Source organism: Dactylosporangium roseum (assembly GCF_025264685.1).
Classification (GTDB): Bacteria; Actinomycetota; Actinomycetes; order Mycobacteriales; family Micromonosporaceae; genus Dactylosporangium; species Dactylosporangium roseum.
Genome location: NZ_CP073721.1, coordinates 604,757 through 619,246, shown reverse-complemented (window position 1 = coordinate 619,246; position 14,490 = coordinate 604,757). Strand labels below are relative to the sequence as shown.

Here is a 14,490-nt window from a genome sequence, read left to right as displayed (position 1 = left end):
CGTCTCCGCTCCAGATCACGATTCGAGGTGGATGTCAACTCTTGGGCGCAGGTCGGCGAGGTCGCCGGCGACCGGGTCGACGCGCAGCAGGTCGTTGAGCCATCCGTGACCCGGCAACTGCCCGTAGGGCTGGATGTCGAGCCACGGCCGGAGCACAAAAGCCCGCAGGTGGGCCCGCGGATGCGGCAGCGTCAACTCCGGGTCGCCGGCGGTCACCGGCTGGCCGTCGTCGTCCCACACGGCGACCACGTCAACGTCAAGGGTACGCGGGCCGAACCTGCGCTCCGGGTCGCGCACGCGCCCGGCCGCCCGTTCGAGACGTCGCGCGGTCGCCAGCCAGTCCCGCGGGCCGGCGGCCGGATCAGCGGCCAGCACGACGGCGTTGAGGTAGTGCGGCTGGTCCGGATCACCCCACGGCGGCGTCTCGTACACCCCGGAGACCATGAGCACCGCCTCGCCGAGACCTGCCACGGCACCGCGCAGGTGGGCCTCCCGGTCGCCGAGGTTGCTGCCGAGCGACAGCACGGCGCGGGTCATGATCGGGACCGACGCACGGTCACCGCCACGTCGGCGAACTGCAACGGGATCGGAGCCTGGGGCTTGTGCACGGTCACGGTTGCCACCCGTACCCTCGGGTCGGCGAGACACACGTCGGCGAGGCGCTGCGCGAGCGTCTCGATGAGATTGACCGGCTCGCCGCCGACCACCTCCGCGAGCCGTTCGGCCAACTCGCCGTAGTGCACGGTGTCGGCGACGTCGTCGGAGACCGCGGCCGGCACGAGGTCGAGCTCGAGCACCGCGTCGATCACGAAGTCCTGGCCGTCGCGGCGCTCGAAGTCGAACACGCCGTGATTGCCGCGAACCGTCAATCCGGACAGCGAGATCCGGTCCGTCGTCATCCCGCCGCCTTCGTCGCCTGCCACACCTTGATCGCGTCCACGTTGCCACGGACCTCGTGCACCCGCACGCCCCAGGCACCAGCGGCGACCGACAGCACGGTGGTCGCGATGGTCGCGGCCTCCCGTTCCGCGGTCGGCCGGGGATTGCCACCGGGGTCGGCGAGCAGCCGGCCCAGGTGCGACTTGCGACTGGACCCGACCAGGACCGGATGGCCGAGTGCGATCACGTCGGGCAGGTGGGCGGCGAGACGCCAGGTATGTTCCGGCCTCTTGGCGAAGCCGAGGCCGGGGTCCAGGATCAGCCGATCGGGTGCGACCCCGGCGGCGACGGCCGCGTCGACCCGCTCCATGAGCTCGGCGCAGACCTCCTTGACCACGTCGTCGTAGACGGCCAGGTCCGCCATCCGGCGCGAATGGCCCCGCCAGTGCATGAGCACCCACAGGCAGCCGGCGTCCGCGACCACCCGGGCCATGTCGGGGTCGGCCAGCCCGCCGGAGACGTCGTTGACCAGCTCGACGCCGGCCCCGATCGCCGCGGCGGCGACGGCGGCACGGGTGGTGTCGATGCTCATCGCCACCCCCTCGGCCGCGAGGGTGTCGATCACCGGCAGCACGCGCCGAAGTTCCGTCTCGGCATCGACCCGGTCCGCGCCCGGCCGGGTGCTCTCGCCGCCGATGTCGATGACGTCGGCGCCTTCGTCGCGCATCTGCAGGGCATGGCGCACGGCGGCGTCGAGGTCCGCGTAGCGACCGCCGTCGGAGAAGCTGTCCGGGGTCACGTTCAGCACGCCCATCACCACGGGCGAGGGACGTCGCAAGAGCATCACTTGAATGAAGGTACTCAACTCAATCCGGGCGCTGGGGGGCGACCTGCGACAACCTTCACGGCCCGCCTCCGGGTCGTCACAGCAGTCACACTTTGCACACAGACCCCGGACCGGTCAGCTTGTTGGATAGGGGGCTGCAACGTACTCTCTGCAAGTGAACGTTATTCGGACCGTTAAACCCGACAATGGGCAATTACCAGGGCAAACGCCCGGATAAGGTTCTGCCGGAGAACGACACAGCAGCCGGGGTTGTACCACCGGGTCGTCTTTTCGGCGAGGCTTGACGCGCGACGTGCACCACGCCCGCCGCGCCTCCGGGGAGGTCTGATGATGTTGATGGAGATCGGCCAGGCGATGTGGGGCGACGCCGCACGCGCCATGGATGCGATCGCCCTGGCGCCGACACCCACGCCAGCACCGACGGAGATCAACACCGACGGCATCCTGAGCTTCTTCGCGACCAAGATCGTGCCGATCCTGCTCGCGGTCCTCGGTGTCATCTTCATCGGCCGGGCCAGCAAGGGAGAGGTGTCCCGGGTTCTGACGAGTTCGGCGATCGCGATCATCGGCCTGGCGTTCGTTGCCGGCGCCGCTTCGCTGTTCTTCTTCGGCGGATCGCTGATCGACCTGCTGTTCAAGTAGGCCGGACGACCATGCGGCTGCGCACAGACGACGACATCTACCGGGCCCGCCTGGTCTATCTGGGGCCGCCCGGCTACACCCTGCCGGTTCAGTTGCCCTACGCGCAGTACGGTGTGTTCGCGCTGCTCGTGCCGCTGTTCATGGTCATCCGCTACGTGATCACGCTGCAGGTCGACTACTTCCCCGCATACGAGATCGCCCTCGCGATCGTCGCGACCTCCCTGATCTTCCGGTATGTCGACCCCGACCGCCCCGCGCGGATGGTGGTCCGCACCGCCCTGACCGACTGGCGCCATACCCGGGAGCCGAGCACGGAGCAGCGCGACGCCCGACTGGTCGCCACCCGTGTGCGCATCCGGCCGGAACTCACCGGTGATCTCGCATGACCAATCCGCCGCCGCGCCGGACCGGCGGGCACTCCGACCGGCCCGACCTCGATGACGACGCTGCGCAGTCAACTGATTACGATGGCGGCCTGCGCGCGGTCGCCGAGAACGGCCGCGTGGCGATGTTCCGTGGCACAGGAAGCGGCACCGGCACGGGCAGAGCCGCCGACCGGCCGGTGAGCGCACAGCCCGCGGCAGACGTCGACTCCCCGTTTTTGGGTCTCTTCGACGACCCGCCCGGCGGGCGACCGCGCGATCGCCTGCGGGCGCTGGAGCCCGGCGGTGCCGTCGCGGGCGCTCCCTCCACCGGCGCCGAGCGGCCGATCTCCGGTGTCCCGATCTCCGGTGTGCCGATCTCCGCCGCACCCGCCTCCGGGCCGCCCCGCGCACCGGAGGATCTGCGCGCGCCGAAGCGGGTCGCACCCCGGACGCCGGTCACCGAGAGCACCCGGACCAACGGGGTCGGATCGCGTCCCGCGCTCGGTGCCGGCCCGTCCGCTGCCGCCAAGGGCGTGCCCGCTGCCAAGAGCGCCCCGTCGAAGGGGCTCCGGTCGGCGCCCGGCCGTGAGCTCGCGCCGCCACCTGCCCGGCGCACCCCACCGCCGCCCGCCCGCGGTGTCCCGACCCGCGGCACTCCCGCCGAGGCACCGGGCCGGATCCCGCCACCGCCGCGGCCGCCGCGCATGACGCCACCGCCCGGCCGGGGACGCAAGACACCGCTGGACCGGACCCCGAAGCCGCGGCACAAGGACCGCTCCGCCGCCGTCGACCTGGCGATCACCGAGATCGCCGGGCACCTGACCTTCACCCCCAACACCGTGACGGCGTGGTACTGGCTGCCCGAGGTGCGGTGGGCGTTCCGACCCGACGCCGAGCGCGAGGCCCTGCTGTCGGCGATCTCCGAGCAATACGCGGGCCTCGCCGGCTTCCGGCTCCACCTGCGACGCACGACCCGGCCGTTCCCGGCCGACCAGTGGGCGCGGGTCGTCGACGGCAACACTCCGCATCCGCTGCCCCCGGTGCCGCACGCCCCCACCTGGTCCGACCACCTGGTCGCCGCGCAGAAGCACCTGCTGTCGATCAACCACGCCGAGGGCCAGACGTACCTGGGCATCGCCTTCGCCCGGCGCACGCTCGGCGACACGTTCGCCGAGCGCATCGGCGCCCTGTTCAAGCGCGGTGTCGCCGACGCCGAGCGGCGCCGGATGGCACGCACCGTCGAGCAGTTCGACGAGGTGCTCGGCGCGTTCGGCATGCGCGGACGGCGGGTGACCGCGTTCGAGCTGGAATGGCTGCTGTACCGGTCGGTGGCGCTGTGCATGTCGCCGCCCGGCCAGATCACCACGCTCGAAGGCGGCTGGGACCGCGGTGACCTGCTCGCGCTGACGGAGCAGGTGGAGCGATACCGCACGCCCTACGGCTCGACGGTCAAGCTCGTCAACCGCGTCAGCGGCGAGGAGCGGCACGTCGCCGTCCTGACCGTCGGCCGGATGGAGCCCCTGGAGATCCCCGAGCGGCACGAGCCGTGGCTGCACTTCCACGAGCGGCTGCCCTGGCCGATGGAGCTCTCGTCGCGGATCGACATCCTCGGCCCCGGCGACTCGTTCCGCAATCTCGAGCACCGGCTCCGCCTGATCCGTTCCCAGCAGGCCGACTACAGCGAGCACGGCATCGACGCGCCGCCGGAACTGGAGCGGCTCGCCAAGCGAGCCCTCACGATCGGCGACGAAATCAGCACCGGCCTGCCGGTCGACTCGTCCCGCGCCCACGGCTGGCACCGCATCGCCGTCGGCGGCCGCACCCGGGAGGAGTGCCTCGAGCGAGCCCGCCGGGTCACGCAGATGTACTCGCGCGAGATGCGGCTCGCCCTCCAGCACCCGAAGAACCAGGACTGGCTGGCCCGCGAGTTCATCCCGGGCGAGCCGCTGGCCAACACCGGCTACCTGCGGCGCATGCCGGTCAAGCTGTTCGCGGCCGCCCTGCCGCAGGCCGCGTCGACGGTCGGTGACCGCCGGGGTGACCTCATCGGTCGTACGGCGGGCACCTCCCGCCGTCCGGTCTTCCTCGACCTGCACTTTCCGATGGAGGTCCGCGAGCGCTCCGGCCTGGCGGTCTTCGTCGCCGAGCCCGGCGGTGGCAAGTCGACCCTCATGGGCGCCCTCGGCTACCTCGCGGCCCGCCGCGGCGTGCAGGTCACGCTCCTGGATCCGTCCGGTCCGCTCGCCCGGCTGTGCGCGATGCCGGAGCTGGCGCCCTACGCGCGGGTGCTCAACCTGACCGGCTCCGAGCAGGGCACACTCGCGCCGTATTCGCTGATCCCGACCCCGCAGCGGTCGCATTACGCTCTGGGCGGCGGCGGTGACCGCGAGTTCGAGATCGCGGTGTCCAACGCCCGCGCCGAGCGTCGCATGCTGGTGCAGGACATCTGCATGATGCTGGTGCCGCCGCAGGTCGCCCGCGAGGCGTCGACGGCCACGATGCTGCGCCACGCGGTCCGGCAGGTGCCGGCGGAGGAGTCCTCGACCCTGGAGGACGTGATCCGCTCGCTGCGGGACACCGGTGACCATGAGGCCCTCGAGCTCGGCAACCTGCTGCTCGACACCGCGGAGATGCCGCTGGCGATGCTGTTCTTCGGCTCGCCACCGGCCGGGCTGCTGGGCGCCGACGCCGCGCTCACGGTCATCACCATGGCGGGCCTGCGGCTGCCCGACCTCAAGATCGAGCGCGAGTACTGGTCGGCCGAGGAGTCCCTCGCCCTGCCGATGCTGCACACCGCCCACCGGCTCGCCGTCCGTCGCTGCTACGGCGGCGACATGGCCCAGCGCAAGCTGGTCGGCCTGGACGAGGCACACTTCATGGAGGGGTGGCGCTCGGGCCGCTCGTTCCTGGTCCGGCTCGCCCGCGACTCCCGGAAGTGGAACCTCGCGGCGCTGGTGGCCTCCCAGAACCCGAAGGACATCCTCGGGCTCGACGTGCAGAATCTCGTGTCGACGGTCTTCGTGGGCCGGATCGCCGAGGACTCCGAGATCGCCGCCGAGGCACTCCGCCTGCTCCGCGTCCCGACGGACGTAGGTTACGAGCAGACCTTGGCCGCACTGTCCCAGGTGGACACAAGCTCGTCCTCGCGGCTGGGGTTCCGCGAGTTCGTGATGCGCGACGTCGACGGACGCGTCCAGAAGGTCCGCGTCGACGTCTCGTACGTTCGAGACCTGCTGCGTTACCTGGACACGACACCGGGGGGTGCACCGGCCGGCACCACTGTCGGCGGTGAGGTCGTGGACGTCCACGACGATGACCCGGAGGACGATCGGTGAGACGCCTGCCCGTGTACGCGGCCGTGATCATCGTGACGGCGATGGCCACGCTGTTCGGCGGGTTCGCTTCCCCAACCTCGGCCACCCCACCACCCCGAGCCCCGGGCGATCCACTGTGCACCGTCGAGGAGTGGCGGGTCCCGACCAACTTCGAGAACTGCGCCAACCGCCTCCAGGTGGACATCCAATCCAGGGTGAGTTGCCTGGACGCCCCAACCCCGAGTGCTCCCGATTCCGGCATGGCGGGCTGGTTCGCCCAGGAACCAACAACAACCGGCGGCTCTCGACTCCGCTTTCGTTACAGCGAATACGGCTATGCGGGATACGACTTCGCCACCTACGACCTAAAATGCTCCTCCGTCGTAACAAATCCTAGTGCGGAGTTCGAAAACACGGTCGCCAACGGCGAGTTCCTTCTCGCCACATCGGTGATCGGCGCCTCGAACGCTCTCCGGGAACGCGCATGGGATCCATCATATATGTGGGGTTGGGCCGATCCACTCGTGGAGCAGGCCACTAAGGCCGTCTACGTGAAGGTTTTCACCGCATTTGGTGCCATAACTCTTACCATTGTCGGCCTGTATTTACTGTGGCGTTCACGCCAGTCAGATCTTTCCAACGCGGTCACGACCGCCGGCTGGGCGGTCTTCGTCATGGTCCTGGTCACGGGAATCGCCGCATGGCCCGCATGGTCTGCAAGCCTGGCAGATAAGACCTTGGTTTCCAGCCTCGGCGTTATTCACGACGCTGTGGGACCTCCATCGGAGGAGATTCCACCAGGCCAGTGCCGAAACCCCGATCCTGCCGCTTGTGCCGATACACGACCACCGGCCGTGAGAGCGAGCAACACCGTTGTGGACGGTTTACTCTACAACAATTGGCTTCGAGGTGCCTTGGGGTCGGCAGACAGTGAAACCGCGAAGAAGTACGGGCCAGCACTGTACGACGCCAAGTCTTTCTCTTGGGAGGATATCCAGAAAATTCGGGCCGATGAACGACGAGCAGCCAATGAGGAAGAGCAGCGAATCCGTGACAAACGCCCCGGCCCACCAGTCGAATCAACGATGCGGAAGACTGTAATCGAGGAGAAGAAGCAGCGGTGGATGCGGATCGCCGAGCAGATCAAGACGGAAGATCCCGAGGCGTATCAGCACCTTCAGGGAACCAAGGGGATGGATCGGATCGGGGCGGGGTTTCTTGCCATTCTGTCCGCCCTCTTCTTTTCCCTGTTCGATATCACCGCGTCCATTCTGGTCATCCTCGGCTTCCTGATTTTTCGGTGGGCCGTCATTGCGGCGCCGATCTTGGGAACTGTCGGGTTGTTGCGGCCGGCCAACGCTGGCCTGCGGCGGCTCGGCAACGCTGTCATTGCGGCGATCTTCAACATCATCATCTTCGGTACCGGATCGGCCATCTACCTCTTTGCCGTCACGTTGATTCTCGGAACGGCGTCGTTGGCTGGATGGCTCCAGGTATTGCTGATCTGGCTCACCGGAGTTGTCGGCTGGCTGTTGCTCCGGCCGTACCGCAGGATCACCCAACTCGGCGGCAAGGACTCCACCCGCGCGATCACCTCCGCGGGTAGCTGGCACCGGCTGTTCATGCGGGATGTTCGCCAAGCCGCAGCGTTGAAGATCGTCGACGCCGGAGGTACCAACGAGCCTCGGAGCCAGCGGCGGGGGGAAAGTTTGCAGACACAGCAGCGGCCTGAGTCGCGGACCGAAGACTCGCTCCCCGTCAGGAGCGGCGGCGGGTCCGGGCACGACGGCGGGGGGCGGCCCGAGGAGCGGTCGAGCCGGCAGGACGCATCGCAGCGCCGGCGGCGGGAGCCGCGTTGGGAGGAGCCTGACGTGCCCGCTGAGAACGCACCGTCCTACTCGATCTATCGGCCCGACTCGGACCGTGCCGGCACCGACCGAGGGCCGGCGCGACGGCCGGAGTCGGCGAGTCTGCCGGGGTGACGGGCGATGCGGACGGTCCTGCGTCTTCTCGGCACGCGGTACGGCATCGCGCTGCTCCTCGTCGTGATCGTCCTCGCCGTCGTGGGCTTCGGTCGTACGATCCTCGACAGCCGCACCGACGGGCCGCCGAACGACGCGCTTGGGCCGACCGTCGCGCCCGTCGAGACGACGCCTGACCCGTTCAGCTCGGTCGGCGACGACAGTGTCGACGACGAGCCCGGCTCCGTCGCGCCCTCGCTGAGCAAGGATGCGCCTGACGCGACGACGGTGGCCACCCGGTTTGCCAACGCCTGGTTGCGCAAACCGGGACAGTCCGGCGACCAGTGGCGGGCCGGGCTCAAGCCGAACGCCTCGACGGACCTGATGACCGAACTCGCCGAGACCGACCCGAACGACGTCCCCGCCTCGACGATCACCGGCCCGGTCGCGATGCAGAACTTCGGTCAGGACGCCACCGCCCGCTTCCCCGCCGACGGCGGGACCATCGTGCTCGAGTTGCAGATCGTCGACAGACGCTGGCAGGTCACGGGGCTGGGCTGGGAGGCTGCGTGAACGATCTCGAGGCCACGGACGGCCTGGACGAGGGCGGTGGCAGGCGCACGATCCGCCCGGCCCTGCTGATCGCGCTGACCACGGTACTGATCCTGGTGTGCTGCAGTGGCGGGCTGATTTCGTTCTTCATGGACGCGGCGCGGAACACGGTCAACAACGCGGCCGGATGCGGCAACGGCGAACTCGTCGACGCCTCGGCCAAGCTGCCCACGCATCGATCGCTCAGCCCCGAACAGGTCCGCAACGCCGCGATCGTCGTCCGCGTCGGGCAGGACATGAAGGTACCGCCGCGCGGCTGGGTCATCGCCGTCGCGACCGCGATGCAGGAGTCGAGCCTGCGCAACCTGCCCCACCTGGGCAGCCGCAACGACCACGACTCGCTCGGACTGTTCCAACAGCGTCCCAGCACCGGCTGGGGCACGCCGGAACAGATCATGGATCCGCAGTACGCCTCCCGGAAGTTCTACGAGAAGCTCCTGACGGTTCGCGGCTGGGAGTCGATGTCGCTGACGCGGGCCGCGCAGCGGGTGCAGCGCAGCGCGTACCCCAACGCGTACGCGAAACACGAAGAGGCCGCGACGACGGTCGTTAACTCACTGACCGGCGGCGCCGCCCGGGCCGTGGGCAACCAGTTCGACCTGCGGTGCGTCGCCGCCGGCCAGATGGCCGCGTCCGGCTGGATCGCGCCGGTCAAGGGCAAGGTCGGCTCCGGCTTCCGGACCGCTTCTCGCCCGACCCACCAGGGCGTCGACATCATCGTCCCAAGGGGCACGATTATCCGGGCTGCAGCGGCGGGCCAGGTCATCAAGGCCCGATGCAACGCGATCGGCCCGAACGGCGCCGACTGGGGCTGCGACCGCGACGGCTCGCCGAGTGTGCGCGGCTGCGGCTGGTACGTCGACATCCGGCATGCGAACGGCATCATCACGAGGTACTGCCACATGGTGAAACGGCCGAACGTGGTGGTCGGCCAGAGCGTCGCGCCCGGTCAGGAGATCGGTGTCTCCGGCACGTCCGGCCACTCGTCGGGCCCGCACCTGCACTTCGAGACGCACATCAACAACGATTCGAGCAAGAACGGCGCGGTGGATCCGGTCCAGTTCATGCAGCGCGTGGGTGCGCCGCTGGGGGTCGAGCCGTGACCGAGTTCCCGTCCGACGACCTGCCCGACTGGGACCTCCTCGCCGGGAACGCCGAGCGGGCGCCGGCGGGCATCGAATACGTACCTGCGGGAGCGATCCGCGACCTGCGCGGCCGCCGAGCGATGATCGGGGTGCCGGGTCTGGGCTGGCGCGACGATCTACGGATCGACGACACGGTGATCCAGGCGAGCCGTACCTACGTCCCGGTGCTGCCGGAGCACGAGTGGTACCGCGCGGAGGCCGAGCAGACTGAGGTTTTTGCACCGTTGGTACCGTTGGAGCGGGTGTGGGTGGAGCGCACATCGTCTACGGTCACCCCGACCGAGGCGACCGACCTCGTGGCACGGTTGATCTCGCTGGACGCCCCGCCCGCACGCCCCCCACGCCGGGCCAAGGACGTCATGGCGATGACGGGTTTGCGAGTCGTACGGGTAGCCGGCCCGGACGACAAGACATCCTCGGATGAGCGCGACCTGAGAGCGGTGACGGAGCCGTACAACAGCGCGGAGGGCGACATCTGCATCCGAGTGTGCCGCGAATTGGACTGGTACCGATGGGCCTGGAGCGGCCAGGCCCCAAAAACCCTGGAGGTCCCAATACACCTCCTATGGGTGGAGTGACCCCTACAGAATGCGCTCCGCCCCGCACACTCGCCAGCTATCCGACTTCACGAAATGAAACGTCCACTTCTGAACCTGGACCGAGTCGAGGCCGTTGGCTTCCGGAACCACTACATTGAGATGCGCTGAGACGTCGACCCTATCCCCTTGGTTGGACACGGAAAGGTCGGACACTGACGTGCTGATCGCAATGTTGTATCTCGCTTCAAGCCCTAGGATTTCATCGATGGCCTGATCGACAGCCTCCAAGCGCGGAGAATTACATTCGAACACCCTGGCGCGCGCCGCGTCACGCAAGTTGAACCGGGCGTTGACGTATTGCTGCAATGTAACCGTCGGACTGCTGCGATCCGGCGTCGTGGCCTTGTCGTACCAGAAATAGGCCGTTAACGAACCGGCCAAGCACACCAGCGCCGCCACCGACACCAGCACCAAAAGTAGCGTCCTGCGGACGCCCATTGGCTTGTTCGCCGGGCCCGGAGGCGTCGACGGAGGTGGTCGTAGCCGCCCCAGCGGCACATCCCGCCCGATGATCTCGCCCTCCAGGACCTCCTCGCCGCCCGGACGGGACTTCGGGATCGGTCTGCTCCGGTCGATCTCCGGCTCGTTCGGCTTCGATGGGTCCACGTCCCAAAGGCTATCCGCCCGCCGCCAGACCGGCACACTTCCGCGCCGTGCGAACAAGCCCCTGCGAACAAGCCGAAGCCGCGCGGAGAAACCCGAGGCCACGCCAAGAAGCCCGGAAAGCCCGAAGAGACCCGAACACGAACGGAGACGAGCGAAGACCAGCGAAGACCCAGCGAAGATTAGCGGAGGCCAGCGAAGAAGGACGCGAGGTAGAGCGAAGACGAGCGAAGGAGCTGGGAGAGAGCCGCGGAGAAGGACCCGCGAGGGGGCCGCCGAAGGAGGCGGACAGGAGCAAGCAGATGACACTCGAAGCGAGCAGACCTGAGAACGAAGCCAGGTGGCAAAGGACGAGCGTGTCATCTGACCTGGCCGGTCACCTGCGCGAACGTGATGCCATCAGTGTGCCTGCTGACTCGGCCACCGGACTGCGTTACCGTTCCCGCATCTAGCTTGGATCGGAAGGGGCACGGTGGCACGCCTGCGGGCACGGATCGAGCGAGCGGCTGCGCAGCATCGGCACACCGCTGCGCTGGTCGTCGCCGCCGGGCCGATCCTCGACAAATACTCCCCGACCGCCGCGCCCGTTGATCAGTACGCCGAGCAGCACGACCTCGCGGCCGGGCTGCGCTCCGACGCCGCGCTGCTGGCTCCGGGCTGGCTGGGCGCACAGCTCGACGCGCTCGCGCCGGCCACGCCCCTCGGTGGGCCGCTGCCGCCGACCTTCGTGCGCGTCGGGCAGGCACACCCCCTCGACGACGCCCGATTCCCGGTCGTCGTGCCGTTGCTGCGGGCCGGACACATCGCCGTCGACGCGGACGCACGGGACAGCCGGGTCGCCGGGGTGCTCCGAAGCCTCGTCCTGCGTCTGCTGGCGTCGTCACCGCCCGGTTCGGTACGCATCCGGACCGTCGACGCGGTCGAAGGCGCGACCTTCAACTGGTTCACCGGCATCGAGTCGATCATGCCGCCGCCCGCCACGGACGCCGAAGGGCTCCGCGCGGTGCTCGACGAGGGCGAGCAGTGGCTCGCGTCCCGCACCGACGGCCCCGGACCGACGCTGCTCATCGTCATCGCCTCGCTGCCCGAACTCACCGAGGGGCGCGACCTGGCCCGGATCGCCGGCCTGGCGCACGCCGGACCGGCCGGCCGCCTGCACCTGATCGCCGCCGGCTGGCCGCCGCCGCCGCTGACCGCCGAAACGACACAGGCGCCGTTGCCGCATGCGACCCAGATCGCGATCCGCAACCCGCACGCCTGGGTCGGTGATCCGCCCGGCACCACGTTCTCCGGCACCGGCGTCGCCCCCGCCCGCCTCAACGCGCCCGTGTACCTCGACCCCGACCCGCCTGCCGAACTCGTCCGCCGCGTCTGCGCGGAACTCGGTGGCCCGTGGAACGCGCCGCCCACACCGGTGGGTGAGCCGAGCCGGACCGCCTGGCTGGAATACGTCGCCGCCGCCCAACGGCTCGACGTCGTCCGCCGCGAAGTGATCGCGGTCGTGGCCGAGCACAAGGCAGCGCTCAAGGCCGCCCGTGATGATTTGGCAGCAGTACGGGCAAAGCTCGCACACCACCGCGCGTTCCTGGCCGAGATGGCGGGTGAGGCCGGTGGACGCCCGATCGAGTACGAGCCTTCGTGGCAGGAGACCCAGGCGGCCCACGCCGCGCTGACGAGTGCCCAGCGGCCGGCGGGCAGGCGGTGGGGAGCCCCCATGGCCCCTCCCCCGCCGTCGAGCGGCGGCCCGGCGATGGGCTGGCAGCGGAGCACCCGAACGGCGTCCCTCCCGGTGAGCGCGCCCCCGATCTCCGCCCCGCCGCTGCCCCCGGGCACCCCGGCCGCCCCTCGTGTGTCCGCCTCGCAAGCATCGGCCGCGCACACCGCCGCCTCTGGCGTGTACACGGGCGCAACGCCCGGGATGCACACCGGCACGATCCCCGGGATGCCGGTGAGCGGCCCGATACCGGGCGCTCCGCCGGCTCCGGCGATGCCGCAGCATGCGATGCCGGGCACCCCGGCGGGAACCGCGGCACACGGACGGCACGCCGCGGCCATGCCCGGAACTCCGGCCGGACCGCAGATGCCCCCGGCCGCGATGCCCGGGACACCGGCCGGCCGAGCACCCGCGGCGCACGGACGGCACGCCGCGGCCATGCCGGGCACACCCGCCGCGATCCACGGGCGGCCCGCCACCGCGATGCCCGGGACACCGGCCGGGCCGCGGGTGCCGGGCGGGCCGGGGGCGGTACCGATGGCGCACAACGCTCACACGACCGGCTCCATCCCGCGAATCCCGGTCAGCGGGACACCGGCGACCGGGGGCGGCGGGGTCGTCGGAACCGGTGCCGTGCGCCCTGTAAGCCCCCCAGCGCCCGAATCGGTGCCCGGGAGGGTATCCACCGCCCTGCGGGTCGCCGCGGCCGGCCTGAAGCAGTCTGAGGCGGCGCTGTCGGCGCCCGGGCGACAGGCCGCATCCACCCGGCGGGTCTGGCTCAACGCCGCGGTCTACTTCGGCTTCGCGATCCTCGCCGCGATCGTGCAGATCCCCACGCTGCTCGCGGGCGAGCGGAGCAGCCAGGTCAGCATCGTGGCGCTGCCCTGCGCCCTGGTGCTTCCGGCCATCGCGTTCGGCCTGGGCTGGCTGACCATCGGCGCGATGACCCGGCACACCACGTCACGCACCCCGGTGCTGGGCATGGTGATCAGCCTGCTGGCCCTGATCCCGCTGCTGGTATTCGGCGGCGTCCTGCTACTGACCCCATAGAGCGTCCTGCTACTGACCCCATAGCGGCTGACCCGCGCAGAAGGACGGCCCTGTACAGGGGAAGCGCCGGGCCGAAACCCGACGCCTCCGGCAGATGGTGTCAGCCGCGCAGGATCAGCGACATCGCCTCGGCGCGCGACTTGGCGTCGTCGCGGAGCAACCCCCGCACCGCCGACGTGATCGTGCGCGAACCGCCCTTCTGGATGCCGCGCATCGACATGCACATGTGCTCGCACTCGATCACGACGATGACACCCCGCGGGTTGAGCTGCGTCATCAGCAGATCGGCGATCTGCGAGTTGAGGCGCTCCTGCACCTGGGGCCGCCGCGCGTACACCTCGACGAGGCGGGCCAGCTTGGAGAGGCCGGTGATCCGTCCGTCGTGCCCGGGGATGTACCCGATGTGGGCCACCCCGTGGAACGGCAGCAGGTGGTGCTCGCACATCGACATGACCTCGATGTCACGCACGAGGACCAGTTCCTCGTGGTCGGCCTCGAAGGTCGTCGTGAGCACCCGGGAGGGGTCGACGCGCAGGCCGGCGAACAGCTCGGCGTAGGCGCGCGCGACCCGGGCGGGCGTCTTGCGCAGACCGTCGCGATCCGGGTCCTCGCCGACGGCGATGAGGATTTCCCGTACGGCCGATTCGATGCGCTTGAGGTCGACGTTGCGCTCGACCTCGACCCCGCCCAGCTTGCCGCTCACCAGCCGGGCCGCGACGTGGTCCAGCTCGACCTGGTCCAGTTCAGCGCCGAGCCCGG

13 protein-coding genes are annotated in these 14,490 nt (G+C 69.8%); 8 read left to right on the top strand and 5 right to left on the bottom strand.

The window, feature by feature from the left end; genetic code table 11:
• Positions 1-15: 15 nt before the first annotated feature.
• Genes folK through folP form a run of 3 tightly spaced genes read right to left on the bottom strand, consistent with a single transcriptional unit; the run spans position 16 to position 1,723 of the window.
• Positions 16-537, bottom strand: coding sequence for a 2-amino-4-hydroxy-6-hydroxymethyldihydropteridine diphosphokinase (folK, locus tag Drose_RS02700; RefSeq protein WP_260726587.1), 522 nt, complete (start codon positions 535-537; stop codon positions 16-18).
• On the bottom strand, positions 534-899 hold the full coding sequence (gene folB / locus Drose_RS02695) for a dihydroneopterin aldolase (RefSeq protein WP_260726586.1): 366 nt from the start codon (positions 897-899) through the stop codon (positions 534-536). The genes folK and folB overlap by 4 nt, the downstream gene beginning before the upstream one ends.
• Complete coding sequence (folP, locus tag Drose_RS02690) at positions 896-1,723, bottom strand: dihydropteroate synthase (protein ID WP_260729583.1); 828 nt, start codon at positions 1,721-1,723, stop codon at positions 896-898. The genes folB and folP overlap by 4 nt, the downstream gene beginning before the upstream one ends.
• Positions 1,724-2,053: 330 nt before the next feature.
• Between folP and Drose_RS02685 the strand changes: the two genes are divergently transcribed.
• From Drose_RS02685 to Drose_RS02655, 7 genes are read left to right on the top strand one after another with little or no spacing between them, the layout of a single operon-like run.
• Positions 2,054-2,368, top strand: a complete 315-nt coding sequence (locus tag Drose_RS02685; RefSeq protein ID WP_260726585.1) for a hypothetical protein — start codon at positions 2,054-2,056, stop codon at positions 2,366-2,368.
• Positions 2,369-2,379: 11 nt separating this feature from the next.
• Positions 2,380-2,754, top strand: coding sequence for a hypothetical protein (locus Drose_RS02680; protein ID WP_260726584.1), 375 nt, complete (start codon positions 2,380-2,382; stop codon positions 2,752-2,754).
• Positions 2,751-6,068, top strand: a complete 3,318-nt coding sequence (locus Drose_RS02675) for an ATP-binding protein (protein ID WP_260726583.1) — start codon at positions 2,751-2,753, stop codon at positions 6,066-6,068. The genes Drose_RS02680 and Drose_RS02675 overlap by 4 nt, the downstream gene beginning before the upstream one ends.
• 41 nt (positions 6,069-6,109) lie before the next feature.
• Entirely contained in the window at positions 6,110-8,029 is a 1,920-nt protein-coding gene (locus Drose_RS02670; protein ID WP_260729582.1) for an MFS transporter, read from the top strand.
• A gap of 6 nt (positions 8,030-8,035) precedes the next feature.
• A complete protein-coding gene (locus tag Drose_RS02665) occupies positions 8,036-8,581 on the top strand; it encodes a hypothetical protein (protein ID WP_260726582.1) in 546 nt (181 codons plus the stop codon).
• Positions 8,578-9,723 (top strand): M23 family metallopeptidase, encoded by a 1,146-nt coding sequence (locus Drose_RS02660; protein WP_390891313.1) that lies wholly within the window; start codon positions 8,578-8,580, stop codon positions 9,721-9,723. Before Drose_RS02665 ends, Drose_RS02660 begins: the two co-directional genes overlap by 4 nt.
• Positions 9,720-10,343, top strand: coding sequence for a hypothetical protein (locus tag Drose_RS02655; protein WP_390891312.1), 624 nt, complete (start codon positions 9,720-9,722; stop codon positions 10,341-10,343). The genes Drose_RS02660 and Drose_RS02655 overlap by 4 nt, the downstream gene beginning before the upstream one ends.
• A gap of 3 nt (positions 10,344-10,346) precedes the next feature.
• Here Drose_RS02655 and Drose_RS02650 read toward each other — a convergent pair whose 3' ends face one another.
• On the bottom strand, positions 10,347-10,970 hold the full coding sequence (locus tag Drose_RS02650; protein WP_260726581.1) for a hypothetical protein: 624 nt from the start codon (positions 10,968-10,970) through the stop codon (positions 10,347-10,349).
• Between the two features lie 469 nt (positions 10,971-11,439).
• Between Drose_RS02650 and Drose_RS02645 the strand changes: the two genes are divergently transcribed.
• Positions 11,440-13,731: a hypothetical protein gene (locus tag Drose_RS02645; protein ID WP_260726580.1), complete on the top strand. Its 2,292-nt coding sequence runs from the start codon at positions 11,440-11,442 to the stop codon at positions 13,729-13,731.
• Between the two features lie 100 nt (positions 13,732-13,831).
• Here Drose_RS02645 and folE read toward each other — a convergent pair whose 3' ends face one another.
• Positions 13,832-14,473, bottom strand: coding sequence for a GTP cyclohydrolase I FolE (gene folE / locus Drose_RS02640; RefSeq protein ID WP_390891411.1), 642 nt, complete (start codon positions 14,471-14,473; stop codon positions 13,832-13,834).
• Positions 14,474-14,490 lie beyond the last annotated feature (17 nt).

Bases quoted from the DNA above. Each gene is read 5' to 3' on its own strand.
- Drose_RS02675 (WP_260726583.1), top strand. From the start codon at position 2,751: ATGACCAATCCGCCGCCGCGCCGGACCGGCGGGCACTCCGACCGGCCC.
- Drose_RS02685 (WP_260726585.1), top strand. From the start codon at position 2,054: ATGATGTTGATGGAGATCGGCCAGGCGATGTGGGGCGACGCCGCACGC.
- folP (WP_260729583.1), bottom strand. From the start codon at position 1,723: ATGCTCTTGCGACGTCCCTCGCCCGTGGTGATGGGCGTGCTGAACGTG.
- Drose_RS02680 (WP_260726584.1), top strand. From the start codon at position 2,380: ATGCGGCTGCGCACAGACGACGACATCTACCGGGCCCGCCTGGTCTAT.
- folK (WP_260726587.1), bottom strand. From the start codon at position 537: ATGACCCGCGCCGTGCTGTCGCTCGGCAGCAACCTCGGCGACCGGGAG.
- folB (WP_260726586.1), bottom strand. From the start codon at position 899: ATGACGACGGACCGGATCTCGCTGTCCGGATTGACGGTTCGCGGCAAT.
- Drose_RS02670 (WP_260729582.1), top strand. From the start codon at position 6,110: ATGGCCACGCTGTTCGGCGGGTTCGCTTCCCCAACCTCGGCCACCCCA.
- Drose_RS02665 (WP_260726582.1), top strand. From the start codon at position 8,036: ATGCGGACGGTCCTGCGTCTTCTCGGCACGCGGTACGGCATCGCGCTG.